General features: G+C 53.9%; 21 protein-coding genes, 2 tRNA genes and 1 pseudogene. 8 read left to right on the top strand and 16 right to left on the bottom strand.

Annotation, left to right across the window (positions count from 1 at the left end; all coding sequences use genetic code 11):
• Window positions 1–48: 48 nt before the first annotated feature.
• The 5 genes and pseudogenes from wzzE to trxA all read right to left on the bottom strand — a co-directional run bounded on the left by wzzE (window position 49) and on the right by trxA (window position 4,372).
• Window positions 49–1,095, bottom strand: coding sequence for an ECA polysaccharide chain length modulation protein (gene wzzE / locus ACIPDS_RS20950; RefSeq protein WP_166517204.1), 1,047 nt, complete (start codon window positions 1,093–1,095; stop codon window positions 49–51).
• 13 nt (window positions 1,096–1,108) lie between these two features.
• The gene (wecA, locus tag ACIPDS_RS20945) at window positions 1,109–2,212 is read right to left on the bottom strand and encodes a UDP-N-acetylglucosamine--undecaprenyl-phosphate N-acetylglucosaminephosphotransferase (RefSeq protein WP_166517205.1); all 1,104 of its coding nucleotides are present in this window, start codon (window positions 2,210–2,212) and stop codon (window positions 1,109–1,111) included.
• A 240-nt stretch (window positions 2,213–2,452) separates the two neighbouring features.
• Window positions 2,453–3,712: a transcription termination factor Rho gene (gene rho / locus ACIPDS_RS20940; protein ID WP_052285527.1), complete on the bottom strand. Its 1,260-nt coding sequence runs from the start codon at window positions 3,710–3,712 to the stop codon at window positions 2,453–2,455.
• A gap of 89 nt (window positions 3,713–3,801) precedes the next feature.
• Window positions 3,802–3,902, bottom strand: a pseudogene (locus ACIPDS_RS20935) (hypothetical protein); the annotation flags it as partial.
• A 140-nt stretch (window positions 3,903–4,042) separates the two neighbouring features.
• Entirely contained in the window at window positions 4,043–4,372 is a 330-nt protein-coding gene (gene trxA / locus ACIPDS_RS20930) for a thioredoxin TrxA (RefSeq protein WP_062777354.1), read from the bottom strand.
• A gap of 143 nt (window positions 4,373–4,515) precedes the next feature.
• Between trxA and rhlB the strand changes: the two genes are divergently transcribed.
• Together rhlB and gppA are read left to right on the top strand one after the other, a co-directional pair.
• The gene (rhlB, locus tag ACIPDS_RS20925; protein WP_400740056.1) at window positions 4,516–5,781 is read left to right on the top strand and encodes an ATP-dependent RNA helicase RhlB; all 1,266 of its coding nucleotides are present in this window, start codon (window positions 4,516–4,518) and stop codon (window positions 5,779–5,781) included.
• A 135-nt stretch (window positions 5,782–5,916) separates the two neighbouring features.
• Window positions 5,917–7,398, top strand: coding sequence for a guanosine-5'-triphosphate,3'-diphosphate diphosphatase (gene gppA / locus ACIPDS_RS20920; RefSeq protein WP_400740053.1), 1,482 nt, complete (start codon window positions 5,917–5,919; stop codon window positions 7,396–7,398).
• Window positions 7,399–7,434: 36 nt separating this feature from the next.
• Here the strand turns inward: gppA and rep are convergent, their stop codons facing one another.
• Window positions 7,435–9,459, bottom strand: a complete 2,025-nt coding sequence (gene rep, locus ACIPDS_RS20915; protein WP_166517208.1) for a DNA helicase Rep — start codon at window positions 9,457–9,459, stop codon at window positions 7,435–7,437.
• Window positions 9,460–9,573: 114 nt separating this feature from the next.
• Here rep and ppiC (ACIPDS_RS20910) point away from each other — a divergent pair, with 114 nt between their 5' ends.
• Window positions 9,574–9,855, top strand: coding sequence for a peptidylprolyl isomerase PpiC (gene ppiC / locus ACIPDS_RS20910; RefSeq protein ID WP_166517209.1), 282 nt, complete (start codon window positions 9,574–9,576; stop codon window positions 9,853–9,855).
• A gap of 47 nt (window positions 9,856–9,902) precedes the next feature.
• Window positions 9,903–10,184: a peptidylprolyl isomerase PpiC gene (ppiC, locus tag ACIPDS_RS20905; protein WP_052285532.1), complete on the top strand. Its 282-nt coding sequence runs from the start codon at window positions 9,903–9,905 to the stop codon at window positions 10,182–10,184.
• Window positions 10,185–10,448: 264 nt separating this feature from the next.
• Here ppiC (ACIPDS_RS20905) and ilvC read toward each other — a convergent pair whose 3' ends face one another.
• The gene (ilvC, locus tag ACIPDS_RS20900) at window positions 10,449–11,924 is read right to left on the bottom strand and encodes a ketol-acid reductoisomerase (RefSeq protein WP_400740048.1); all 1,476 of its coding nucleotides are present in this window, start codon (window positions 11,922–11,924) and stop codon (window positions 10,449–10,451) included.
• Window positions 11,925–12,076: 152 nt separating this feature from the next.
• On the opposite strand from ilvC, the gene ilvY reads away from it, so the two are divergent.
• Window positions 12,077–12,985 carry an HTH-type transcriptional activator IlvY gene (gene ilvY / locus ACIPDS_RS20895; protein ID WP_166517212.1) on the top strand — a complete coding sequence of 303 codons (909 nt, stop codon included), beginning with the start codon at window positions 12,077–12,079 and terminating at the stop codon, window positions 12,983–12,985.
• A gap of 197 nt (window positions 12,986–13,182) precedes the next feature.
• Window positions 13,183–14,376: an enoyl-ACP reductase FabV gene (gene fabV / locus ACIPDS_RS20890; protein WP_400740044.1), complete on the top strand. Its 1,194-nt coding sequence runs from the start codon at window positions 13,183–13,185 to the stop codon at window positions 14,374–14,376.
• 68 nt (window positions 14,377–14,444) lie between these two features.
• On the opposite strand, the gene ilvA is transcribed toward fabV, so the two are convergent.
• From ilvA to ilvL, 6 genes are all read right to left on the bottom strand, one after another.
• On the bottom strand, window positions 14,445–15,989 hold the full coding sequence (gene ilvA, locus ACIPDS_RS20885) for a threonine ammonia-lyase, biosynthetic (RefSeq protein ID WP_166517214.1): 1,545 nt from the start codon (window positions 15,987–15,989) through the stop codon (window positions 14,445–14,447).
• Between the two features lie 2 nt (window positions 15,990–15,991).
• On the bottom strand, window positions 15,992–17,842 hold the full coding sequence (ilvD, locus tag ACIPDS_RS20880; RefSeq protein WP_400740042.1) for a dihydroxy-acid dehydratase: 1,851 nt from the start codon (window positions 17,840–17,842) through the stop codon (window positions 15,992–15,994).
• 64 nt (window positions 17,843–17,906) lie between these two features.
• On the bottom strand, window positions 17,907–18,836 hold the full coding sequence (gene ilvE, locus ACIPDS_RS20875; RefSeq protein WP_166517216.1) for a branched-chain-amino-acid transaminase: 930 nt from the start codon (window positions 18,834–18,836) through the stop codon (window positions 17,907–17,909).
• A gap of 17 nt (window positions 18,837–18,853) precedes the next feature.
• Window positions 18,854–19,120, bottom strand: a complete 267-nt coding sequence (gene ilvM, locus ACIPDS_RS20870) for an acetolactate synthase 2 small subunit (protein WP_062777332.1) — start codon at window positions 19,118–19,120, stop codon at window positions 18,854–18,856.
• A complete protein-coding gene (gene ilvG, locus ACIPDS_RS20865; RefSeq protein WP_400740037.1) occupies window positions 19,117–20,763 on the bottom strand; it encodes an acetolactate synthase 2 catalytic subunit in 1,647 nt (548 codons plus the stop codon). Before ilvG ends, ilvM begins: the two co-directional genes overlap by 4 nt.
• Window positions 20,764–20,902: 139 nt before the next feature.
• Window positions 20,903–21,001: an ilv operon leader peptide gene (ilvL, locus tag ACIPDS_RS20860; protein ID WP_400740034.1), complete on the bottom strand. Its 99-nt coding sequence runs from the start codon at window positions 20,999–21,001 to the stop codon at window positions 20,903–20,905.
• Between the two features lie 350 nt (window positions 21,002–21,351).
• Between ilvL and ACIPDS_RS20855 the strand changes: the two genes are divergently transcribed.
• A complete protein-coding gene (locus ACIPDS_RS20855; RefSeq protein ID WP_400740031.1) occupies window positions 21,352–22,872 on the top strand; it encodes a YifB family Mg chelatase-like AAA ATPase in 1,521 nt (506 codons plus the stop codon).
• A 25-nt stretch (window positions 22,873–22,897) separates the two neighbouring features.
• On the opposite strand, the gene ACIPDS_RS20850 is transcribed toward ACIPDS_RS20855, so the two are convergent.
• Window positions 22,898–23,236: a DUF413 domain-containing protein gene (locus tag ACIPDS_RS20850; protein ID WP_400740028.1), complete on the bottom strand. Its 339-nt coding sequence runs from the start codon at window positions 23,234–23,236 to the stop codon at window positions 22,898–22,900.
• Between the two features lie 88 nt (window positions 23,237–23,324).
• Between ACIPDS_RS20850 and hdfR the strand changes: the two genes are divergently transcribed.
• Window positions 23,325–24,173, top strand: coding sequence for an HTH-type transcriptional regulator HdfR (gene hdfR, locus ACIPDS_RS20845; RefSeq protein WP_400740170.1), 849 nt, complete (start codon window positions 23,325–23,327; stop codon window positions 24,171–24,173).
• 97 nt (window positions 24,174–24,270) lie between these two features.
• Here the strand turns inward: hdfR and ACIPDS_RS20840 are convergent.
• Window positions 24,271–24,346: transfer RNA gene (locus ACIPDS_RS20840), tRNA-Trp, on the bottom strand.
• Between the two features lie 63 nt (window positions 24,347–24,409).
• Window positions 24,410–24,486: transfer RNA gene (locus tag ACIPDS_RS20835), tRNA-Asp, on the bottom strand.
• Window positions 24,487–24,498: the final 12 nt, after the last annotated feature.

Here is a 24,498-nt window from a genome sequence, read left to right as displayed (position 1 = left end):
CTCTTTTTTAGATGGTACCGGCCCATCGTCCTTTATTTTGATGAGGAATTACTGCGCGCGACGGCGCGCCAGTGCAATCCCGGCACCCACCAGTGCCCCGACAATTCCCCACATGACCATCAGAAATGCGCGACGCGGGCTAGTGCGCGCAACTGGCTCCTCAGGCGTCCGTAAGTACCGGTAGGTCTGGAAGCTGGCTGCCAGGGTTGGCCCGACGTTGAGGGTCGTTAGCATCGCTTTGGCCTCATCGTAATCAAGGTCAAACGTTGGCCCGACGGCCTGAAGATTTTCCAGACGGGCCTGTAGCATTGGACGACCTAACAGCGAGAGTTCAGAATCCGGTAATTCATCGGCCGGAATATCCGTCTCGCTGCGATTAATATTGTGCTGCTGGGCAATTTTCAGCGCGGCTTCAATGCTGTGCATCCGGCGGTCATAAATCGCCTTCGCCACTTCTTCCTGACGTTTCACCTGCGCTTTCACCTGAATGGTGCGCGCGGCCCATGCGCCTTTCAGCTCATCATTGAGATGTCCGGCTGCACGCTGGCTGGCAAACGCCACATACTGACGAAGCAGGTTGTTGGCATCCTGGGCTGTCTCCGCCGACAGTTTCACGCTGTCGCTCTGGTTTTTCAGCATATCCCCTGGCATAAACTGAATATCGTTTACCAGGTCATCCAGCTGGGCGGCGTCGGCGCGTGAGTTACCCACCATGCGCTGCTTGTAGTAATCCGTTTGCGACCAGAAATCACGGCGTGTATCCCACGATGAGAGCTGCATGATGAACTCTTTGTAAACGTCATCCATCACCGAAGGAGGCGCGACGGTCGTCGGATTAACCTTCACATCGAGATTGCGCAGGAACTGCTGCTGCGAGTAGTACCCGTCCAGCATATTGACGGTAGGTCGGTCAGTTATCGCCGTCGTACTCCATTCCTGTCGGGCGAAAAAGGTATAAATCAGTACGATAGCGGCAAACAGCACCGCAAGACCGATAATCCAGTGTTTCCCCGACCACAACGCGCGAAACAGGCCACGAATATCCAGTTCATTCTCGGCACTTGATGACCGTGCTTCTGGTAATGGTTGTGTCATTACTACCCCAGTTTTACTTGGTTAATTTTGGATGGTTATCACTGTTCCGACGCATTCTGCGCTTCACACGTTTGATAAAGCGCGCCACTTTCCAGGCCCGTTTGATGCAGTAACCATAAAGCGCAAAGGCCATGAGGAACAGTATCAGCATGACCCACTCAGGTACAACACGGGTGTATTCGGCGGCAACGCCAATCGCAGCCAGCAGTGCAGCGGCTGCGGTAATCAGTACCAGCGCCTGACGGGAGGTAAAACCGGCGCGCATGATCAGGTGATGGATATGCTGTCGGTCAGCGGAAAACGGGCTCATTCCCTTGCGCAGACGGCGATACATAATCGCGACCATGTCCATCAGCGGGATGGCGACAATCCATAATGCCGTCACCGGGCTGATAGGGTGATGCGTTCCCTGGGTGGTTTCCAGCAGGATCCAGATGACCGTAAAACCAATCAGCGTACTGCCCGCATCGCCCATAAACACTTTAAAGCGGCGACCAAGAATGCCGAGGTTCAACATGATATAAGGCAGAATGGCGGCAATCATCGCGAAGCACCACATGGCGAGGCTCGTTTGCCCATCAAACCATAAGATAAGCCCAATGGCGCCAAAGCTCACGCTCGATAAGCCACCGAGTAGGCCATCGATACCGTCGACCATATTGAAAGCGTTTATCACCGCCCAGACGGCGAAAAGCGTGAGGAAATACCCGAAAGGCCCAAGAACCAGCTCCCAGGAGCCAAAAATATAGCCCAGGCTGCGCAACGAGAGGTTGGCGGCGGTCATCATCACAATGCCAATTAAGGCCTGAACGGTGGCGCGGAATTTCACGCTGATGTCATAGCGATCGTCGAGTGCGCCCACCACGACCAGGACGCCGGCACAGGCGAGATAGAGTGAAGCGTGAGGGATATAATAATCTGCGGTCGCAAAAGTTAGACAGATCCCGGCATATACCGAGATACCGCCCACAAGTGGAATGATTCCCTGGTGACGTTTACGATAATTAGGTCGGTCCACCAAACCAATCTTTTTAGCCGCTTTGCGCGCGAAAAAAAGAAATACGGTGGTGAACAAGAAAATACCGATCAAGTCAGTACCGACGGCCAGTAAACTCACAATTTATACTCGCTGCGAATATTAGTAGCGAAAGTATACCCACGATAGTGACTCATCAGAAGAGCAAGGCTGATGAATATTGGGGAAACTCGCCTGATTTATAACCGATTTTGCAAACTAGCTATCATTGTAGCTGCAAACTCCAATTGTCCGCGAAAAAAATGATTCGCCACATCACCTAAACTCCTAAAAACAAAAACGCCACACAATTGTGTGGCGTTTATCAGCAAAAAAACAATTTTACGAACGTTTCATCATGTCGAAGAAGTCGTCGTTAGTCTTGGTCATTGCCAGTTTATTAATGAGGAATTCCATCGCGTCGATTTCACCCATTGGATGGATGATTTTGCGCAGGATCCACATTTTCTGCAGCTCTTCTTGCGTGGTGAGCAGCTCTTCTTTACGGGTACCGGAACGGTTGTAGTCGATAGCCGGGAAGACGCGTTTTTCAGCAATCTTACGAGAGAGGTGCAGTTCCATGTTGCCGGTACCTTTAAACTCTTCATAGATAACTTCATCCATTTTAGAGCCGGTATCGACCAGAGCCGTAGCGATAATCGTCAGGCTACCACCCTCTTCCACGTTACGTGCGGCGCCGAAGAAACGCTTCGGACGATGCAGGGCGTTAGCGTCGACACCACCGGTCAGCACTTTACCGGAAGCCGGTACGACGGTGTTGTAGGCACGTGCCAGACGGGTGATGGAGTCGAGGAGGATGATAACGTCTTTCTTGTGTTCAACCAGACGCTTCGCTTTCTCGATAACCATTTCCGCGACCTGAACGTGGCGAGATGCAGGTTCGTCAAAGGTAGAAGCGATAACTTCACCTTTCACCAGGCGCTGCATTTCGGTCACTTCTTCTGGACGTTCGTCGATCAGCAGAACCATCAGGACGCAGTCTGGGTGGTTGTAGGCAATGCTCTGCGCGATGTTCTGCAGCAGCATGGTTTTACCGGCTTTCGGCGGTGCCACAATCAGACCACGCTGGCCGCGACCGATTGGCGAGGCCAAATCCAGTACGCGAGCGGTTAAGTCTTCGGTAGAACCGTTACCACGTTCCATACGCAGACGAGAGTTTGCGTGCAGCGGGGTTAAGTTCTCAAACAGGATCTTGTTACGCGAGTTTTCCGGCTTGTCGTAGTTAACTTCGTTAACTTTCAACAGCGCAAAGTAACGCTCACCCTCTTTCGGCGGACGGATCTTACCCGAAATGGTGTCACCAGTGCGGAGGTTGAAACGGCGGATTTGGCTAGGGGAAACGTAGATATCATCGGGACCGGCGAGGTAGGAACTGTCTCCAGAACGGAGGAAACCAAATCCATCCTGAAGTATCTCCAGCACACCGTCGCCAAAGATATCTTCGCCACTCTTTGCGTGCTGCTTCAGGATGGCAAAAATGATGTCCTGCTTGCGCATACGTGCCTGGTTTTCCAGACCCATATTTTCGCCGAGAGTAATCAGCTCAGAAACCGGCGTATTCTTTAATTCGGTAAGATTCATAATGGTGTGAGTTCTTAAACTTGGGGGAAATCTCGAACTTAATGTTGTGAATGGTATGGCAGGGTCATCCATGCCTGTTTACGGCCATCACTCATGTCTGTTCGCTGTCTGTCACAGGAAAGTACGCAGAACTGAATCGACAAGACGGAAAGAGTGACAAACCTGGAATTTTTTCAACCTCTGACGCCATACAACACAACGGGAGGTTTAGATAAACAAGATTCAAACAAGGTATGTTTAAAACGAAGTCAAAGTTAACTTAGCACGACTAAAGGCAGGCGTCCAGAGTTCCGCTCAATTTAAGAACACTGGACGCCGGAATCGAATTTCTTACGCCAGATTAGCGTCGAGGAACTCTTTCAGTTGGCCTTTAGACAGCGCGCCAACTTTAGTTGCTGCAACTTCGCCGTTCTTGAACAGCAGCAGCGTAGGGATACCGCGGATGCCATACTTCGGTGCAGTACCTGGGTTCTGATCGATGTTGAGTTTAGCAACGGTCAGTTTACCCTCATACTCCGCAGCGATTTCATCCAGAATCGGGGCGATCATTTTGCACGGACCACACCACTCTGCCCAGAAATCGACGAGTGTCAGCCCGTCAGCCTTGAGTACGTCCGTGTCAAAACTGTCGTCAGTCAGGTGAATAATTTTATCGCTCATATTTAACTCCACAGGAATAAGCCTGGTGTGTTGGTGTAGCATTAACCAACGAGGTGTTGATGTTGACTTCGCCAACAAAGGTTGACGTTATTTCACCGGATACGCTTTCTTAATGCAATAGTAAGCTGATATTCTACCACACTATGAGCAAAACACATTTAACAGAACAGAAGTTTTCCGACTTCGCCCTGCACCCTAAAGTGGTTGAAGCCCTTGAAACTAAAGGGTTTTATAATTGCACACCCATTCAGGCGCTGGCATTGCCGCTGACGCTTGCTGGACGTGATGTGGCTGGACAGGCGCAAACCGGTACCGGGAAAACGATGGCGTTTCTGACGTCCACGTTTCATTATCTTCTTTCTCACCCGGCAAATTCAGACCGCCAGGTGAATCAACCGCGCGCCTTAATTATGGCGCCAACCCGTGAGTTGGCAGTCCAGATTCACGCCGACGCGGAGCCGCTGGCTGAGGCGACGGGCCTGAAACTGGGTCTGGCTTATGGCGGTGATGGCTATGATAAACAGCTGAAAGTGCTGGAAAGCGGCGTCGATATTCTGATCGGCACCACGGGCCGTCTTATTGATTATGCAAAACAGAACCACATCAACCTGGGCGCGATTCAGGTGGTGGTGCTGGACGAAGCCGATCGCATGTACGATCTGGGCTTTATTAAAGATATCCGTTGGTTGTTCCGTCGCATGCCGCCAACCAACCAGCGTCTGAATATGCTGTTCTCTGCCACCCTGTCCTATCGCGTCCGCGAACTGGCGTTCGAACAAATGAACAATGCCGAGTACGTGGAAGTTGAGCCAGAGCAGAAAACCGGCCACCGTATTAAAGAAGAACTTTTCTATCCGTCGAACGAAGAAAAGATGCGTCTTCTGCAAACGTTGATCGAAGAAGAGTGGCCAGACCGCGCGATTATTTTCGCCAACACCAAGCATCGCTGTGAAGATATCTGGGGTCATCTGGCGGCTGACGGCCATCGTGTTGGTCTGCTGACTGGCGACGTGGCGCAGAAAAAACGCCTGCGTATTCTGGAAGATTTTACCAGCGGCGATATCGATATTCTGGTTGCGACCGACGTTGCTGCCCGCGGCCTGCATATTCCAGCCGTGACGCACGTCTTTAACTATGACCTGCCGGATGACTGTGAAGATTACGTTCACCGCATCGGCCGTACCGGTCGTGCTGGCGCTAACGGCCACTCTATCAGCCTTGCCTGTGAAGAGTACGCCCTGAACCTGCCAGCGATTGAAACCTACACCGGTCACTCTATTCCGGTCAGTAAGTACAATCCCGATGCGCTGTTAACCGACTTGCCAAAACCATTACGTCTGACGCGCGTTCGTCAGGGCAATGGCCCACGCCGTTCGGGCGCACCGCGTAATCGTCGTCGTTCAGGTTAAATAAGTTATGCCATACACAAAATCATTCAAATTTTATCAAGGCGGCAAGCAAACGAATCCCGATGAGCTTACATTAGTCAGTGATTCGGATGAGTGCGCGCAGCCAACGCAGAGACAATTTGAAGGATGAAGTGTATGACTTCCACCTCGCTTTATGCAGCTATCGACCTTGGTTCCAATAGTTTTCATATGCTGATTGTTCGCGAGGTGGCGGGCAGTATCCAGACGCTAACGCGCATTAAGCGCAAAGTGCGTCTGGCTGGCGGACTTAACCGCGAGAACGAACTGTCGATGGAAGCGATGGAACGTGGCTGGCAGTGCTTACGCCTGTTCGCCGAACGTTTACAGGACATTCCCCCGACACAAATCCGCATCGTTGCGACCGCCACGCTGCGTCTTGCCGTCAATGCTGATGTCTTTATCGCCAAAGCCCAGGAGATCCTCGGCTGCCCGGTGCAGGTTATCCGTGGCGAAGAAGAAGCGCGCCTGATTTATCAGGGCGTCGCGCACACCACCGGCGGCGACGATCGCCGTTTAGTGGTCGATATTGGCGGCGCCAGCACTGAACTGGTCACCGGTACTGGTGCGCAAACCACCTCGCTGTTTAGCCTTTCAATGGGCTGCGTCACCTGGCTTGAACGCTACTTCACCGACCGTAATCTGGCGCAGGAACATTTCGACGAAGCCGAACGCGCTGCGCGTGAAGTGCTTAAACCGGTTGCCGACGAACTGCGTCACCATGGCTGGAAAGTCTGCGTCGGTGCTTCCGGCACGGTTCAGGCGTTGCAGGAAATCATGATGGCGCAGGGGATGGATGAACGCATCACCCTAGCCAAGCTTCAGCAGCTCAAACAACGCGCTATTCAATGCGGGCGTCTGGAAGAGCTGGAAATCGAAGGGCTGACGCTAGAACGCGCGCTCGTTTTCCCAAGCGGGCTGGCGATTCTTATCGCTATCTTCACCGAATTGAACATCCAGTGCATGACGCTGGCCGGCGGCGCACTGCGCGAGGGCCTGGTCTACGGTATGCTGCATCTGGCGGTCGATGAAGATATTCGCAGTCGCACGCTGCGCAATATTCAGCGTCGATTTATGGTCGATACCGAGCAGGCTAACCGCGTCGCACAATTAGCGCAAAATTTTGCCGATCAGGTAGGAAATAGCTGGGATCTTGAGCCGTTAAGCCGCGAACTGTTGCTGAGCGCCTGCGCGCTACATGAAATTGGTCTGAGCGTGGATTTCAAGCAAGCGCCGCAGCATGCCGCTTATCTGGTTCGCAATCTTGACCTGCCCGGCTTTACCCCTGCGCAAAAGAAGCTCTTAGCGACTCTGCTGTTAAACCAGACCAACCCTATCGATCTCTCGTCACTCCACCAGCAAAATGCCGTGCCACCTCGCGTAGCCGAGCACCTTTGCCGCCTGTTACGTCTGGCCATTTTGTTTGCCAGCCGTCGCCGTGACGATCTCGTTCCCGATATGCTATTACAGGTAAACGATGAGACGCTGATTCTCACGTTGCCTCAAGGATGGCTTTCGCAGCATCCGTTAGGCAAAGAGACTATCGATCAGGAAAGCCAGTGGCAGAGCTATGTCCACTGGCCATTGGACGTACGGTAATACGCTGATTGCCGGATGGCGCTACGCTTATCCGGCTTACGGTTTGGCTTTTTTCGCCGCCATCATCGCTTTCAGGTTTGCCAGGTGGCTTTGTCCTTTCTGCATCCGCTCTTCAGCGCTCACCACTTTGCGCTCCTGCTCCCAGATAACATCATCCTGCGGCAATTCCAGCAGGAATCGGCTCGGCTCTGGTCGGACTAACTCGCCGTACTGCCGACGTTCCTTGCACAGCGTGAAAATAAGCTCTTTCTGCGCACGAGTGATGCCCACGTAGGCCAGACGACGTTCCTCATCGATATTATCTTCATCAATGCTGCTCTGATGCGGCAAGAAGCCCTCTTCCATGCCGACCATAAACACGTACGGGAACTCCAGTCCTTTCGAGGCGTGAAGGGTCATGAGCTGTACTTGATCCAGCTCTTCCTCACTTTCACCGCGTTCCATCATGTCGCGCAGCGTAAAGCGCGTCACGACCTGAGTCAGCGTCATCGGCTCTTCCAGCTCACTGCCTTCGAGCATTTCCGTCATCCAGCCAAACAGCGTGTTGACGTTTTTCATGCGCATTTCGGCGGCTTTCGGGCTAGGCGAGGTTTCAAACAGCCAGGATTCGTAGTTAATGCCGTGGATCAGATCGCGCACCGCCGCAATCGGTTCGCGTTCCGCAAGACGCTGGACTTCACCCAGCCAGTGGGTAAAGCGGGTCAATGACTCATAGCCGCGCCCGGTAAGCGTTTGGTTCAGGCCCATATCAAAGCTGGCGGTGAACAAACTTTTATTACGGGTCGTTGCCCACTCGCCGAGCTTTTGCAGCGTCGCCGAGCCAATTTCACGTTTCGGCGTGTTGACGATGCGCAGGAAGGCGCTGTCGTCGTCCGGGTTACTCAGCACGCGCAAATAGGCCAGCAGATCCTTTATCTCCGGGCGGGAGAAGAACGAAGTGCCGCCGGAAATTTTGTACGGGATGCGGTTTTGCATCAGGAATTTTTCGAATACCCGCGACTGATGGTTGCCGCGATAGAGGATGGCGTAATCCTTATATTCGGTTTTGTTGACGAAGTGATGGGCGATAAGCTCGCCGGTAACGCGCTCCGCTTCATGCTCTTCGTTATTGGCACTCAGTATTTTTAGTTCAGGCCCGTACTGCAGTTCAGAGAACAGACGCTTTTCAAACACATGTGGATTATTGGCAATCAGGATGTTCGCCGCTTTCAGTATGCGCCCAGATGAACGGTAGTTCTGCTCAAGCTTTATCACCTGCAAGGCCGGGAAATCTTTGCTCAGCAGCACCAGGTTTTGCGGACGCGCCCCGCGCCACGAGTAGATAGACTGGTCATCATCACCCACCACGGTAAAGCGCGCGCGGTTGCCCACCAGCAGCTTCACTAGCATATACTGACTGGTGTTGGTGTCCTGATATTCATCGACCAGCAGATAGCGAATTTTGTTCTGCCAGCGTTCGCGTACTTCTTCATTACGCTGCAACAGCAGCGTCGGCAGCAGGATCAGGTCATCAAAGTCCAGCACGTTGCAGGCTTTCATGTGTGCGTCATACAGACCATAGCAATGAGCAAAAATACGATCGCGCTCGCCTTTTGCGCTGGCCGCCGCCTGCGAGGGGGTCATCAGATCGTTTTTCCAGTTAGAGATCGTTGAGATCAACTGCTGGAACAGAACCTTATCGTCTTCGATAAGCCCTTCGGTCAGATCTTTAAGCAATGCAGTTTGATCGGTATCGTCAAACAGGGAGAAGTTCGATTTCATCCCCAGCGCCGCGTATTCCCGCTTGATGATATCCAGCCCCAGCGTATGGAAGGTGGAGATCATTAAGCCACGCGCCTCTTTACGCCCCAACGTTTGCGCCACACGCTCTTTCATTTCACGCGCGGCTTTGTTGGTAAAGGTTACGGCGGCGATATGCCGCGCCTGATAACCACAGGCGTGGATCAGGTGCGCAATTTTATTGGTGATAACGCGGGTTTTGCCGGATCCAGCACCCGCCAGCACCAGGCAGGGTCCGGTGACGAATTCGACGGCTTGTTGTTGTCCGGGGTTCAAACGCATGACGTATTGCTCAATCTGTAAACACGGGGGTGTGGATTGTAGCAGAAAGTCCGACTGAGATTTACCCGCTAAATGGTAAAGTGTTGGCTGCAATCCTTTGATGAGAATGAGCCCATGGCGAAGAGCGCGTCAGCCCTGCATATCCTGGTAAAAGAAGAAAAACTGGCCCTTGAAATCCTCAGCAAGCTTGAACGCGGTATCAGCTTCGATCATCTGGCCAAACGCTATTCACGCTGCCCTTCCGGGCGCAACGGTGGCGATCTTGGCGAGTTTAAACAGGGCGTGATGGTTGGCCCATTTGATGCCGCCGTTTTTAGCTGCCCGCTGTTAAAACCGTATGGGCCGGTGAAAACCAAATATGGCTATCACATCATCAAAGTGCTGTATCGCCGATAAGCCGTGCTAAAATCGCCGGCCTGAATCTCCTCCATAAAGGCACAATCATGGCTAAAACAGCGGCAGCACTGCATATCCTGGTAAAAGAAGAACAACTGGCACTGGATCTGCTGGAACAGATTAAAAACGGCGCAGACTTCGAGAAGTTAGCGAAGAAGCACTCTACCTGCCCGTCAGGTAAGAAAGGCGGTCACCTGGGTGAATTCCGTCAGGGCCAGATGGTTCCTGCGTTTGATAAAGTGGTCTTCTCTTGCCCGGTGCTGGAGCCAACTGGCCCACTGCACACGCAGTTCGGTTATCACATCATTAAGGTGCTGTACCGTAACTGATTTACGCGGGTAGAAAACAGCATCGATATTTGCATGGTGCTTCCCCGGAGTCGGCGTTGCCTCGTCCGGGCTACCGGTGAGCGTAGGCCTGATAAGCGCAGCGCCATCAGGCTATGTGCAGTTATGCCTGATGGCGCTGCGCTTATCAGGCCTACAGGGTATTTCGACATACCTTCAACGTTTGCTTAATCCGCGTGTTCTTCGGGCATAAAAAAACGGCCCGGTAGCGAGGCGCTGACCGGGCCGGATGATAACGGGGTTTGATTAGCCTGCGACGGCGATACGCTTCATATCCGTCATGTAGCCGCGCAGTTTCTTACCAACCTGCTCGATAGCGTGGCCGCGAACCGCTTCATTCACGTCGCGCAGCTGAGCGTTATCGACCGCACCTTCAGCAATCGCTTTACCCAGATCGCCCGGCTGGATTTCCGCCATGAACCCTTTGAGCAGCGGTACACAAGCGTAAGAGAACAGGTAGTTACCGTATTCTGCGGTATCGGAGATCACCACGTTCATTTCGTACAGACGCTTACGGGCGATGGTGTTCGCGATAAGAGGCAGCTCGTGCAGTGATTCGTAGTAAGCCGACTCTTCGATGATGCCGGAATCGACCATGGTTTCGAATGCCAGCTCAACGCCCGCTTTCACCATCGCAATCATCAGAACGCCTTTATCGAAGTACTCCTGCTCGCCGATTTTGCCTTCAAACTGCGGTGCGGTTTCGAACGCGGTTTTACCGGTCTCTTCACGCCAGGTCAGCAGTTTTTTATCGTCGTTGGCCCAGTCCGCCATCATGCCGGAGGAGAATTCGCCGGAGATGATGTCGTCCATGTGTTTCTGGAACAGCGGCGCCATGATCTCTTTTAACTGTTCGGACAGCGCGTAAGCACGCAGCTTAGCCGGGTTAGACAGACGATCCATCATCAGGGTGATACCGCCCTGCTTCAGCGCTTCGGTGATGGTTTCCCAGCCGAACTGAATCAGTTTTTCAGCGTATGCCGGGTCGGTGCCTTCTTCCACCAGCTTGTCGAAGCACAGCAGAGAACCGGCCTGCAGCATACCGCACAGAATGGTCTGCTCGCCCATCAGGTCAGATTTCACTTCCGCAACGAAAGAGGACTCCAGAACGCCCGCGCGGTGACCGCCGGTTGCTGCGGCCCAGGCTTTGGCAATCGCCATACCTTCGCCTTTCGGATCGTTTTCCGGGTGAACGGCGATAAGCGTCGGTACGCCGAAACCACGTTTGTACTCTTCACGCACTTCGGTACCCGGACACTTCGGCGCCACCATGACTACGGTGATGTCTTTACGGATCTGCTCGCCTACTTCAACGATGTTAAAACCGTGGGAATAGCCCAGCGCCGCGCCGTCTTTCATCAGCGGCTGAACGGAGCGCACAACATCGGAGTGCTGTTTGTCCGGCGTCAGGTTAACGACCAGATCTGCCTGCGGGATCAGCTCTTCGTAGGTGCCCACTTTGAAGCCGTTTTCGGTCGCTTTACGCCAGGAAGCGCGCTTTTCAGCAATCGCTTCTTTACGCAAGGCGTAAGAGATATCCAGACCGGAGTCACGCATGTTCAGGCCCTGGTTCAGACCCTGTGCGCCACAGCCGACGATGACCACTTTTTTACCCTGAAGGTAGCTTGCGCCATCGGCGAATTCGTCGCGGCCCATAAAGCGACATTTACCCAGCTGCGCCAGCTGCTGGCGCAGATTCAGTGTATTAAAGTAGTTAGCCATGGTGATACCTCGTGATGTTGTACTGTCTTATTGTTCGGTTCGCGTTTCAGCGAGAATGAATCCACATTACAACAGGAAATTTATTGCGGAAATTGATATATTCACAACGTCACGTTGCAATTTATGCAATGTAAAATCATGGAGTGCGAGCCGTGGATTTACGCGATCTAAAAACCTTCCTGCACCTGGCGGAAAGTCGCCATTTTGGGCGCAGCGCGCGGGCGATGCACGTCAGTCCCTCAACGCTTTCCCGGCAAATTCAGCGGCTGGAAGAAGACCTGGGGCAGGCGCTATTTGTCCGCGATAACCGCACGGTAACGCTCACCGAAGCGGGTGAGGAACTGCGCGTCTTTGCCCAGCAGACGTTGTTGCAGTATCAGCAGTTGCGCCACACGCTCGATCAACAAGGGCCGTCGCTGTCAGGCGAGCTGCATATCTTCTGTTCGGTGACCGCCGCGTATAGCCATCTGCCGCCGATTCTTGACCGTTTTCGCGCAGAACATCCGTCGGTGGAGATTAAGCTCACCACCGGCGATGCGGCCGATGCCATGGAAAAAGTAGTGACGAGTGAGGCTGACCTGGCGATTGCTGGCAAGCCGGAGACGCTGCCGGGCGCGGTGGCATTTTCCATGCTGGAAAACCTGGCGGTGGTACTGATCGCCCCGGCCTTACCCTGCCCGGTACGCAATCAGGTTTCCGTTGATGAACCCGACTGGTCAACGGTGCCGTTTATCATGGCCGATCAGGGGCCGGTACGTCGCCGTATCGAACTGTGGTTCCGCCGTCATAAAATCAGTAATCCATCAATTTACGCCACGGTGGGCGGTCATGAAGCGATGGTCTCGATGGTCGCCCTGGGCTGCGGCGTGGCGCTGCTGCCGGAAGTGGTACTGGAAAACAGCCCGGAGCCGGTGCGTAACCGCGTGATGATTTTAGAACGCAGCGACGAGAAAACCCCGTTTGAGCTGGGCGTCTGCGCGCAGAAAAAACGGCTGCATGAACCGCTCATTGATGCTTTCTGGAAAATTGTGCAGGAGCGTAAAATCGAGGAAGGCAATTAGCGGCCGCATCGCGCAGAGGAAGGCCTGAAGGCTAAAATCAGTGGTAGATTCAGTATTGAAGCTCCTTTTCTGTATAATGCCCGTGCCATAATACAGAGATGTAGCGGGGGGCTTGCTAATCATGATGTTCAGCAAGCCAGAACAGACGGTGTCATTGCGCACTTGACAGCGAAATACAAACTTAATTAGCCATCATTATGATAATCAAACCAAAAATTCGTGGATTCATCTGTACAACGACCCATCCGACTGGCTGCAAAGTCAATGTGGAAAAACAGATCGAGTATGTTAAGCAAAACGGGAAAATCGCCAACGGCCCATCCCGCGTGCTGGTAATCGGTGCATCAACCGGTTACGGCCTTGCTTCCAGAATTTCCGCAGCATTTGGCAGCGGTGCCGCCACTATCGGCGTATTTTTCGAAAAACCAGGTACGGAAACCAAACCGGGTTCCGCAGGCTGGTATAACTCAGCGGCCTTCGATGAAGCCGCTAAGCGTGAAGGTCTGTACTCCAAAAGCATCAACGGCGATGCCTTCTCCGATGAGTGCCGCGATGCGGTTATTAAGCTTATCAAAGAAGATCTGGGCCAGATCGATTTAGTCGTTTACTCACTGGCTTCCCCAGTGCGTAAAATGCCGAAAACCGGTGAAGTCGTTCGTTCTGCGCTGAAACCAATCGGCGAGGTTTATACCTCTAAAGCGATTGATACCAACAAAGATCAGATCATCACCGCCAGCATTGAGCCGGCAACCGAAGAAGAAGTGCAGAACACCGTCACCGTGATGGGCGGCGAAGACTGGGAACTGTGGATGGGCGCGCTGAGTGAAGCAGGCGTGCTGGCCGAAGGCGTGAAAACCGTGGCCTACTCCTACATCGGTACCGACCTGACCTGGCCAATCTACTGGCACGGCGCGCTGGGCAAAGCGAAAGAAGACCTTGACCGCGCCGCCGGTGAACTGCGTAACCAGTTGGCTCCGCTGCACGGTTCTGCAAACGTCGCGGTACTGAAGTCCGTTATCACCCAGGCGTCTTCTGCGATCCCGGTGATGCCGCTGTACATCTCCATGGTGTTCAAGCTGATGAAAGCGCAGGGCATTCACGAAGGGTGCATCGAGCAGATCAACCGTCTGATGACCACCAGCCTGTACGGCGACAAGATTGCGCTTGATGACAACCAGCGTATTCGTATGGATGACTGGGAACTGCGTGATGACATTCAGCAAGCCTGCCGTGACCTGTGGCCGCTGATCACCACCGAAAACCTGGCGCAAGAAACCGACTATGCAGGGTACAAGAAGGAATTCCTGAACCTGTTCGGTTTCGACCTTGAAGGTGTGGACTACGACGCGGATGTAAACACCGAAGTCGAATTCGACGTAATCACGCTGTAGTTGGCTGATTAGTCGCAAAAAAAGGGGTTCATGGAAAACATGAACCCCTTTTTTAATGGGCCTTCCGGCTAACCGGCAAGGAAGAAGCGGAACGCCGGGTTATGGGTTTCGTCGTGACACTCATAGCCCAACTCATTGAGCCGGGTTTCGAAATCCGGTTCATTCTCACCTAATTCAAATGCTGCCAGCACGCGGCCAAAATCGGTTCCGTGGCTGCGGTAGTGGAACAGCGAAATATTCCAGTGCGTACCTAAAGTATGCAGGAACTTCAGCAGCGCGCCCGGTGATTCCGGGAATTCGAAGCTGTAGAGACGCTCCTGCAAAGGCTGTGATGGGCGACCGCCAACCATATAGCGCACGTGCAGCTTAGCCATTTCGTCATCGGAGAGATCCACCACGCTATAACCGCCATCGTTAAGCAACTGGAGGATTTCTTTGCGTTCTTCCAACCCTCGGCTCAGGCGCACCCCGACAAAAATACAGGCGTCCTTCGCATTGGCATAACGGTAGTTAAATTCAGTTACCGAACGCCCGCCTAACAGCTGGCAAAACTTCAGGAAGCTGCCCTTCTCTTCGGGAATGGTGACCGCTAGCAGCGCTTCACGTTGTTCTCCCAGTTCGCAGCGCTCGGAAACGTAGCGCAGGCCGTGGAAGTTAACGTTCGCGCCGGAAAGCACATGCGCCAGCCGCTCACCGCGAATGTTGTGCTGAGCGATGTATTTTTTCATCCCCGCCAGCGCCAGCGCGCCTGACGGCTCGGCGACCGCGCGCACGTCTTCAAACAGATCTTTCATCGCCGCACAGATTGCATCGCTATCGACGGTGATGATGTCATCGAGATATTCCTGGCACAGACGGAAGGTTTCATCACCGATGCGTTTCACCGCTACGCCTTCGGCAAATAGCCCAACGCGCGGCAGGTCGACCGGATGACCGGCCTCCAGCGCCGCTTTCAGGCAAGCCGAGTCCTCGGCCTCCACGGCAATCACTTTGATTTGTGGCATCAGCTGTTTAATCAGCACCGCCACGCCCGCTGCCAGACCACCGCCGCCAACCGGCACAAAAACCCGGTCGAGATGCGCATCCTGCTGAAGCAGTTCCAGCGCCAGCGTACCTTGTCCGGCAATCACCATCGGATGATCGAACGGGGGTACCCAGGTGAAACCCTGCTGCTGCGACAGTTCAATCGCTTTGGCCTTGGCTTCATCAAAATTCGCCCCGTGCAGCAGCACTTCGCCGCCGAAACCGCGAACGGCATCAACTTTAATATCGGCAGTTGCCGTTGGCATGACGATAAGCGCCTTCACGCCCAGCCGTGAAGCCGAGAACGCTACGCCCTGCGCGTGGTTACCGGCGGATGCGGTGATCACTCCGTGGGATTTCTGCTCCGCCGTCAGGCCTGCCATCATCGCGTAGGCGCCGCGCAGTTTGAAACTGTGCACCGGCTGGCGGTCTTCGCGCTTCACCAGAATCACGTTATCAAGGCGCGATGACAGCTTGTCCATTTTTTGCAGCGGCGTCACCTGTACCGCTTCATAGACCGGCGCGCGGAGCACCGCTCTGAGATATTCCGCCCCCTCAGGGGCGCCGGATAGGGGTTGTGAATCTGCCATGATTAGCCACCCAGTTTTGATTTATCGCGAACTGCGCCTTTATCGGCGCTGGTTGCCAGACTGGCATAGGCACGAAGGGCAAAGGAGACCTGACGCTCGCGATTTTTCGGCGTCCAGGCTTTATCACCACGGGCTTCCTGCGCTTCACGACGTGCGGCAATTTCCGCATCGCTGAGCTGCAATTGAATGCCGCGGTTCGGGATATCGATAGCAATCATGTCGCCGTCTTCGATAATCGCAATGTTGCCGCCGCTCGCCGCTTCCGGCGAAACGTGACCGATAGACAGACCCGATGTTCCGCCGGAGAAACGACCGTCGGTGATAAGCGCGCACGCTTTACCAAGCCCCATGGATTTCAGGAAGGTGGTTGGGTAGAGCATTTCCTGCATCCCCGGCCCGCCTTTCGGCCCTTCGTAGCGGATCACGACAACATCGCCCGCCACCACTTTGCCACCGAGGATCGCGTCAACCGCATCATCCTGGCTTTCATAGACTTTCGCCGGGCCGGTGAACTTCAGAATGCTGTCATCCACCCCTGCGGTTTTCACGATACAGCCATTTTCCGCAAAGTTACCGTACAGCACCGCCAGACCACCGTCCTGGCTGTAGGCGTGCTCTAGCGAGCGGATACAGCCTTCAGCGCGATCGTCATCGAGGCTATCCCAGCGGCAATCCTGTGAGAACGCCTGAGTGGTGCGGATGCCAGCAGGGCCCGCGCGGAACATTTTTTTGACCGCTTCATCCTGGGTGACAGTGATGTCGTACTGCTCCAGCGTCTGCGGCAGAGAGAGACCGAGGACGTTTTTCACGTTGCGGTTCAACAGACCAGCTCTGTCCAGCTCGCCGAGGATCCCCAGAACGCCACCTGCACGGTGAACGTCTTCCATATGGTATTTCTGGGTACTTGGCGCCACTTTACACAGCTGCGGCACTTTACGAGACAGCTTGTCGATATCACTCATGGTGAAGTCGATTTCCGCTTCCTGCGCCGCCGCCAGCAGGTGCAGAACGGTGTTAGTGGAACCGCCCATGGCGATATCCAGCGTCATGGCGTTCTCAAAGGCTTCTTTGCTGGCGATGTTACGCGGCAGCGCCGAGGCATCGTCCTGCTCGTAATAGCGTTTAGTCAGCTCGACGATACGCTGGCCTGCGGTGAGGAACAGCTCTTTACGGTCAGCGTGGGTCGCCAGCAGCGAGCCGTTGCCCGGCTGCGAAAGCCCGAGCGCTTCGGTCAGGCAGTTCATCGAGTTGGCGGTGAACATACCGGAACAGGAGCCGCAGGTCGGGCAAGCGGAGCGTTCAACCTGATCGCTTTGTGAATCAGAGACTTTTGGATCAGCGCCCTGGATCATCGCATCAACCAGGTCGAGTTTGATGATTTTGTCAGACAGTTTGGTTTTACCGGCTTCCATCGGGCCGCCGGAAACGAAGATAACCGGAATGTTCAGGCGCAAAGAGGCCATTAACATCCCCGGGGTGATTTTGTCGCAGTTGGAGATACAGACCATTGCGTCGGCGCAGTGGGCGTTCACCATATACTCGACGGAGTCGGCAATCAGTTCGCGCGACGGCAGGGAGTAAAGCATGCCTCCGTGGCCCATCGCGATACCATCATCCACCGCAATGGTGTTGAACTCTTTAGCCACGCCGCCGGAGGCTTCAATTTGCTCGGCAACCAGTTTACCGAGGTCGCGCAGGTGCACGTGGCCCGGCACGAACTGGGTAAACGAGTTTACGACGGCAATAATCGGTTTACCGAAATCATCGTCGGTCATCCCGGTGGCGCGCCACAGTGCGCGAGCGCCCGCCATATTGCGGCCGTGAGTGGTGGTGGCGGAACGGTATTTAGGCATGCTTAGTACTCCCAGTCTTTATCTTGTTAAATGGAGTGCTGCGTGACACCCCATCTTTTTATGCTTATGGATTAACCTGATCCAACCAACCCCATTTATCTTCGGTTTCACCGGTAAAGAGGCCAAAGAATGCTTGCTGAACGCGTTTGGTGACCGGGCCACAGCGGCCTTCACCGACCTGGATACCGTCGACGCTACGCACCGGCGTGATTTCAGCGGCGGTACCGGACATGAAGACTTCATCTGCAAGGTACAGGGATTCGCGAGACAGCACCTGCTCGCGCACTTCAATACCGAGGTCTTTCGCCAGCTTGATGATGGCGTCACGGGTGATGCCCGGCAGCGCGGAGGAGGTGAACGGAGGGGTGAAGATCACGCCATCTTTCACTTCAAACAGGTTTTCACCCGCCCCTTCAGACAGGTAGCCGTTCACATCCAGCGCAATCCCTTCCTGATAACCATGGCGGCGCGCTTCGCTGCCAACCAACAGTGAGGAGAGGTAGTTACCGCCCGCTTTCGCGGCGGTGGGAATGGTGTTTGGCGCGGCGCGGTTCCAGGAAGAGACCATCGCATCGATCCCCTGATCCAGCGCTTCAGCGCCCAGGTAGGCGCCCCACGGGAACGCCGCGATGATCACGTCAGTGGTGTAGCCCTCTGGCGGGTTAACCCCCATACCGACGTCGCCCACAAAGACCAGCGGACGAATATAGGCGCTGGTCAGGTTGTTTTTGCGCAGCACTTCACGGCAGGCTTCCATCAGTTCATCAACGCTCTGAGAGACCGGGAAGCGATAGATTTTGGCGGAGTCACGCAGACGCTGCATATGCTCGCGGTGGCGGAAAACAACCGGGCCTTTGTGAGAGTCGTAGCAGCGGATGCCTTCGAACACGGAAGTCCCGTAGTGCAGCGCGTGGGACATCACGTGAACCTTCGCATCTTCCCAACGTACCATCTCACCGTTGAACCAGATGTAATCCGCTTTTTTCGTCGTCATTTCTCTTCCTCTTGCGCTCAGGCGCGAATTTGTTGTTGTGATGTGCTTGTACACTGTTGAACGGCAACGTAAGCCACGTCCACCAGTTTATTTAATTGGCTAAACAATAAGTCGACCGGGCGTTGGCTGGCAACGGTCAGTTCGATATTGATATTCTGCGCATCGCTGGCGGTTTCCATGTTCATCGAGCAAATCTGGAAGCCACGATGGCGAACCACACGTAAGACGCGTTCTAAGGTTTCCGGGTTGAAGCGGGCCTGCACATTGACCTGATGTTGCATCATGATAATTTCTCCAGCATTTGTGAGTTGCTCGCACCTGGCGGCACCAGCGGCCAGACATTCTCAAGTTCGTCGATTGAGACATGAAGCAGGTATGGACCTTCGCTTGCCAGCATGGTGTCGAGTGCCGCTTCAACCTGGTCTTTACGGGTGATGTGCTGGCCTGGGATGCCGAAAGCATTGGCCAGCATGAGGAAATCGGGGTTGTCGGTCAGGGTGGTTTCGCTGTAACGCTCCTGGAAGAACAGCTGCTGCCATTGGCGAACCATCCCTAAACGCTGGTTGTCGATTAAAACGATCTTCAGCGGTAACTGCTTGCGTTTTACGGTGCCCAGCTCTTGTACATTCATCATGAAAGAGCCGTCACCGGAGATACAGATAACCGTATCATCCGGTCGCGCTACCTGAGCGCCGACCGCCGCCGGCAGGCCAAATCCCATGGTGCCCAAACCGCTGGAGGTGATGAAGTTTTCCGGGCGGGTATAGGTCATATGCTGGGCTGACCACATTTGGTGCTGACCAACATCGGTGGTGACAACGCTATCGGCCGGTTTACGGTCAGACAGCTGTTTTAACAGCAGCGGCGCATAGATAGGCTCGCCTGGGTGATCGTAACGCCACGCGTGTTCAGCGCGCATCGCCGCAACATGCTCGCACCAGCCGTCAATCGCCAGTGTCTGCTGCAGAGCGGGCAGCAAGGCATTCAGGTCCCCCTGCAACGCGACGTGAACCTGACGCAGTTTGTTCATTTCGGCCGGGTCGATATCCATATGGATAACTTTCGCGTGCGGAGCAAAGGTATTGAGCTTACCGGTGACGCGGTCGTCGAAGCGGGCGCCAACGGCGATCAGCAGATCGCACTCCTGTACCGCCAGATTGGCGGCTTTGGTGCCGTGCATCCCCAACATACCGAGATAGTACGGATATTCCACCGGCACCGCCCCCAACCCTTTCAACGTGCAGGTCGCGGGAATTTTTGTGATCGCCATAAACTCACGCAGCGCGGGAACGGCCTGCGCCATCCCGACACCACCACCAACATACAGCATCGGTTTTTGCGCCTGCGCCAGCATCTGCTGCGCCTGGGCGACTTCGGCATGGGGGAAAACGTCGGCACTTTCAACGGTGGAGAAATACGGCTCCAGATCGCCCTGCGCAATCTGGACATCTTTAGGAATATCAACCAGTACAGGACCAGGACGGCCTGAGTTTGCCACCTGGAATGCTTCTGCCATGATACGCGGCAGCTCTTCCAGAGATTGCACCAGGAAACTGTGTTTCGTGCAGGCCAGCGACAAACCGAGAACGTCCACTTCCTGAAAAGCATCCGTACCGATAAGCGGTGCGGCAACCTGACCGGTGATGGCAACAACGGGAACAGAGTCGAGCAGTGCATCAGCCAGACCGGTTATCAGGTTAGTGGCACCCGGGCCTGAGGTCGCGATGCATACGCCAGTTTTGCCGGTAGCCCGGGCGTAGCCGATAGCCGCCACCGCCGCACCCTGCTCGTGTCGACACAGTAGATGCTCTACGCCGCCGTCATACAGAGCGTCGTAAACCGGCATGATGGCACCACCAGGATAACCAAATACCGTTTCAACTCCCTGCGCCCGCAACGCATGTACCACCCACTGTGCGCCATTCATAGTTAGTTCCCCGCCGTAGATCGTGAGAAACAGAATATTATGCTATTGCTCACTCTCTACTCCTCGTTAATGTTTTTAAGTCATAAAAAAACCCCCGGACCTTTCGGTGCGGGGGTCTTAGTTCGTTAAGGCTTGATTCCTAAGCCTTTCCTCGTCCAAGTACAGCCCCGCACGGTGGGATAATAATCACCACCACGCTAATCACGACTAGGCTAATCACTCGTAGAAGGGCTTTCATTTTTGTATTTTCTTGCATCTTGTTCGAAGGAATACCTACAGAGTTACCACAGACATCACAAAATGCACAAGTTTTTTTATAGCGCCGATACTTACCTTGCTAACAAAATTCGCAAAAGAAATTGTTTTATATGGAAAAATTATGAAATGAAAATATTTCACTTTTTGTCCTCCCCGCCTAAAGCCGGGGCATTTGTCTGGCGAGCGTTTGAAAAATGCGAGCGTCATTCCTGAATTTTTGAAATGCCGTGAAAAGCAGCCAAAATAGCTGAATAAGGTACGTATATACGTAAAAATGCAGGTTATTACGAGAAGATTGCGATACATAATGCCGCCATCCAGGGAGGAATTATGTCACTATCCGTTGTCTATACGCGCGCTGCGCTGGGGATTAATGCCCCACTCATTACCATCGAAGTGCATATCAGCCAGGGCTTGCCTGGGCTGGTCATGGTTGGGCTGCCAGAAACCACCGTTAAAGAGTCTCGCGACCGCGTCCGCAGTGCCATTATCAACAGTGGATATGCCTTTCCGGCTAAAAAAATCACCATCAACCTGGCCCCTGCTGACCTGCCCAAAGAGGGTGGGCGATATGATTTACCTATCGCTATCGCGCTCCTGGCGGCGTCTGAGCAGCTTAACAGCCAGAAGCTGGGACAATATGAGTTCGTTGGAGAACTGGCGCTTACGGGCGCGCTGCGTGGCATTCCCGGGGCTATATCTGCCGCTATGGAGGCGATAAGCGCCGGAAGGCAAATAATACTGGCCGAGGAGAATGCTCCGCTGGTGGGTTTGCTGGGCGGTAACGACTGCCTGATTGCCAGCCACTTACTTGAAGTTTGCGCATTTTTAGAAGACAAGCAGGCGCTGCGCCTTCCGCCACCGGAAAGCGTGTCCATCACCGAAAGTGAAGAAGATCTTAACGACGTGATTGGACAACAACAGGGTAAGCGCGCGTTGGAGATCACCGCGACTGGAGGACATAACCTATTATTGATAGGCCCCCCAGGCACCGGAAAAACGATGCTAGCCAGCCGACTACGTGGATTATTACCCCCCTTGAACGACCGCGAAGCTCTGGAAAGCGCCGCCATTATCAGTCTGGAGAATACCTGCGATGTACGGACTCAATGGCGCTGCCGACCCTTTCGCGCGCCCCACCATAGCGCGTCATTAGCGGCAATGGTGGGAGGTGGGTCGATACCCGCGCCTGGTGAGATTTCGCTGGCGCATAACGGCATCCTGTTTCTGGATGAGCTACCGGAGTTTGAACGGCGGGTACTGGATGCGCTGCGGGAGCCAATCGAGTCCGGCAAGATACTGATTTCCCGTACACGCGCAAAAATTACCTATCCAGCACGCTTTCAACTGATAGCGGCCATGAATCCCAGCCCAACGGGGCACTACGAGGGGCAACATAACCGCTGCACGCCGGAACAAACGCTGCGCTATCTCAATCGGCTTTCAGGCCCGTTCCTCGACCGTTTCGATCTCTCACTAGAGATTCCTTTACCCCCTCCGGGTTTACTCACCCAACACACGCAGCAAGGAGAGAGTAGCCTCACGGTACAGGCCAGGGTGATGACGGCGCAGCGCTATCAATATGACCGACAAGATAAACTTAATGCCCACTTAAACAGCAGCGAAATCAAGCAATACTGCACGTTGAACGAGAATGATGCGCTTTGGCTTGAACAGACGCTAATGCGGCTTGGGCTGTCTATACGCGCCTGGCAGCGCCTGCTGAAGGTTTCACGTACGCTGGCGGATATGGAGGGAGTCAGATGTATTGAACGGCGTCATTTGCAAGAAGCGCTCAGCTATCGCGGTATCGACAGGATGCTGCTGCATCTGCAAACGTTACTACAATAAAAAAGGGGCCGAGGCCCCTTTTTTATTAATCGTCGCTGTCGGTGTAGTCTTCAGCGCCTTCTACCTGTGGTTTACCGCCAGACAGGGTATGGAAGCGTTTTGGACGCTTAATGCGCGTCACGTACTTGTGCCATACGCGCTCAGCTTCGGTCACCGGCTCACGTTCACCACGGCATACGGTAAGGAACTGCTGTTCCTCTTCGGTCGCGGGCTCACGTTTGCCGAGATCCAGTTCGTTAAAGGCAAAGCCATAACGCTCCAGCAGTTGCGCCTCTTTGATGGTGAAATCACCATGACGAGAGAATCCACGCGGATAATTTTTATTATCGAAAAAACGATTAGTTGTCGCAAAGCTTTCCGCCATCCTACACGCTCCTAATTCTTTGGCCGAGCTATTTATGGCGCGGAGTATTAGATACGCTTGACAGAGTGTAAAACAAAAGATTTAAATCATTACGACAAAAAAATTTGCGGAGAAAGCTGTGGATACCGAATTGCTGAAAACTTTCCTCGAAGTGAGCAGAACTCGCCACTTCGGGCGGGCTGCGGAAGCGCTCTATCTGACACAATCGGCGGTAAGCTTTCGCATACGTCAGTTAGAAAATCAGCTTGGGGTAAACCTGTTCACCCGCCATCGCAATAATATCCGGCTGACTGCGGCAGGTGAGAAGCTTCTTCCCTACGCAGAGACGCTGATGAGTACATGGCAAGCCGCTCGCAAGGAGGTGGCGAATACCTCGCGACACAATGAGTTCTCGATTGGTGCGAGCGCCTCGCTATGGGAGTGTATGCTCAATGAATGGCTTGCCAGATTATACCAGGCGGACGATACGCTGCAGTTTGAAGCGCGGATTGCTCAGCGCCAATCACTGGTCAAACAGCTCCACGAGCGCCAGCTCGACCTGCTGATCACCACCGAAAGCCCAAAAATGGATGAATTTAGCAGTCAACTGTTGGGGCATTTCCCTCTTGAGCTGTACTGTGCGACACCCAAAACGGTCAAAACAGAATTGAACTATCTTCGCCTTGAGTGGGGGGCTGACTTTCAGCAACACGAGACCGGACTCATCGCCAGCGATGACATTCCGCTTTTAACCACCAGTTCAGCGTCTCTGGCCCGTCGCCAGCTGTTGCCTTTAAAAGGTTGCACCTGGTTGCCAACAACGTGGGCACAGGAGCAAGGCGAGCTCTATCCCGTTGCAGATGGCTCGATGATTTCACGTCCTTTATACGCAATCTGGCTGCAAAATAGCGACAAACAGGCGCAAATTCGCGACATTTTGCAAAACAGCGTTTTTTAAAGCAGGGAAAGATCGTTGGCCCGGAGAAACAGCTTTGGGCCTTAGAAAGGCAAATTTTAGACAAAAAAAATCCTTTGCCGAAGCAAAGGATTATATATGGCAGGGGCGGAGAGACTCGAACTCGCGACACCCGGTTTTGGAGACCGGTGCTCTACCAACTGAGCTACGCCCCTAAAGACTTCTTAATTTTTCTTATCATTAAGCCTGCTAAGTTAGCAGGCTTAATTTTGAATAAGTGGCGGAACGGACGGGACTCGAACCCGCGACCCCCTGCGTGACAGGCAGGTATTCTAACCGACTGAACTACCGCTCCACCGAATTTCTT

This window comes from Kluyvera sp. NPDC087067 (assembly GCF_044745165.1).
Taxonomy (GTDB): Bacteria; Pseudomonadota; Gammaproteobacteria; order Enterobacterales; family Enterobacteriaceae; genus Kluyvera.
This window is presented reverse-complemented; position numbering and strand designations above follow the sequence as displayed.

Coding starts and splice junctions, on each gene's coding strand:
- rhlB (WP_400740056.1), top strand. CDS start 4,516: ATGAGCAAAACACATTTAACAGAACAGAAGTTTTCCGACTTCGCCCTG.
- ilvD (WP_400740042.1), bottom strand. CDS start 17,842: ATGCCTAAATACCGTTCCGCCACCACCACTCACGGCCGCAATATGGCG.
- wzzE (WP_166517204.1), bottom strand. CDS start 1,095: ATGACACAACCATTACCAGAAGCACGGTCATCAAGTGCCGAGAATGAA.
- ilvG (WP_400740037.1), bottom strand. CDS start 20,763: ATGAATGGCGCACAGTGGGTGGTACATGCGTTGCGGGCGCAGGGAGTT.
- gppA (WP_400740053.1), top strand. CDS start 5,917: ATGACTTCCACCTCGCTTTATGCAGCTATCGACCTTGGTTCCAATAGT.
- ACIPDS_RS20850 (WP_400740028.1), bottom strand. CDS start 23,236: ATGGCGGAAAGCTTTGCGACAACTAATCGTTTTTTCGATAATAAAAAT.
- rho (WP_052285527.1), bottom strand. CDS start 3,712: ATGAATCTTACCGAATTAAAGAATACGCCGGTTTCTGAGCTGATTACT.
- fabV (WP_400740044.1), top strand. CDS start 13,183: ATGATAATCAAACCAAAAATTCGTGGATTCATCTGTACAACGACCCAT.
- ilvE (WP_166517216.1), bottom strand. CDS start 18,836: ATGACGACGAAAAAAGCGGATTACATCTGGTTCAACGGTGAGATGGTA.
- ppiC (WP_052285532.1), top strand. CDS start 9,903: ATGGCTAAAACAGCGGCAGCACTGCATATCCTGGTAAAAGAAGAACAA.
- ilvM (WP_062777332.1), bottom strand. CDS start 19,120: ATGATGCAACATCAGGTCAATGTGCAGGCCCGCTTCAACCCGGAAACC.
- ppiC (WP_166517209.1), top strand. CDS start 9,574: ATGGCGAAGAGCGCGTCAGCCCTGCATATCCTGGTAAAAGAAGAAAAA.
- trxA (WP_062777354.1), bottom strand. CDS start 4,372: ATGAGCGATAAAATTATTCACCTGACTGACGACAGTTTTGACACGGAC.
- ACIPDS_RS20855 (WP_400740031.1), top strand. CDS start 21,352: ATGTCACTATCCGTTGTCTATACGCGCGCTGCGCTGGGGATTAATGCC.
- ilvL (WP_400740034.1), bottom strand. CDS start 21,001: ATGAAAGCCCTTCTACGAGTGATTAGCCTAGTCGTGATTAGCGTGGTG.
- ilvC (WP_400740048.1), bottom strand. CDS start 11,924: ATGGCTAACTACTTTAATACACTGAATCTGCGCCAGCAGCTGGCGCAG.
- ilvA (WP_166517214.1), bottom strand. CDS start 15,989: ATGGCAGATTCACAACCCCTATCCGGCGCCCCTGAGGGGGCGGAATAT.
- rep (WP_166517208.1), bottom strand. CDS start 9,459: ATGCGTTTGAACCCCGGACAACAACAAGCCGTCGAATTCGTCACCGGA.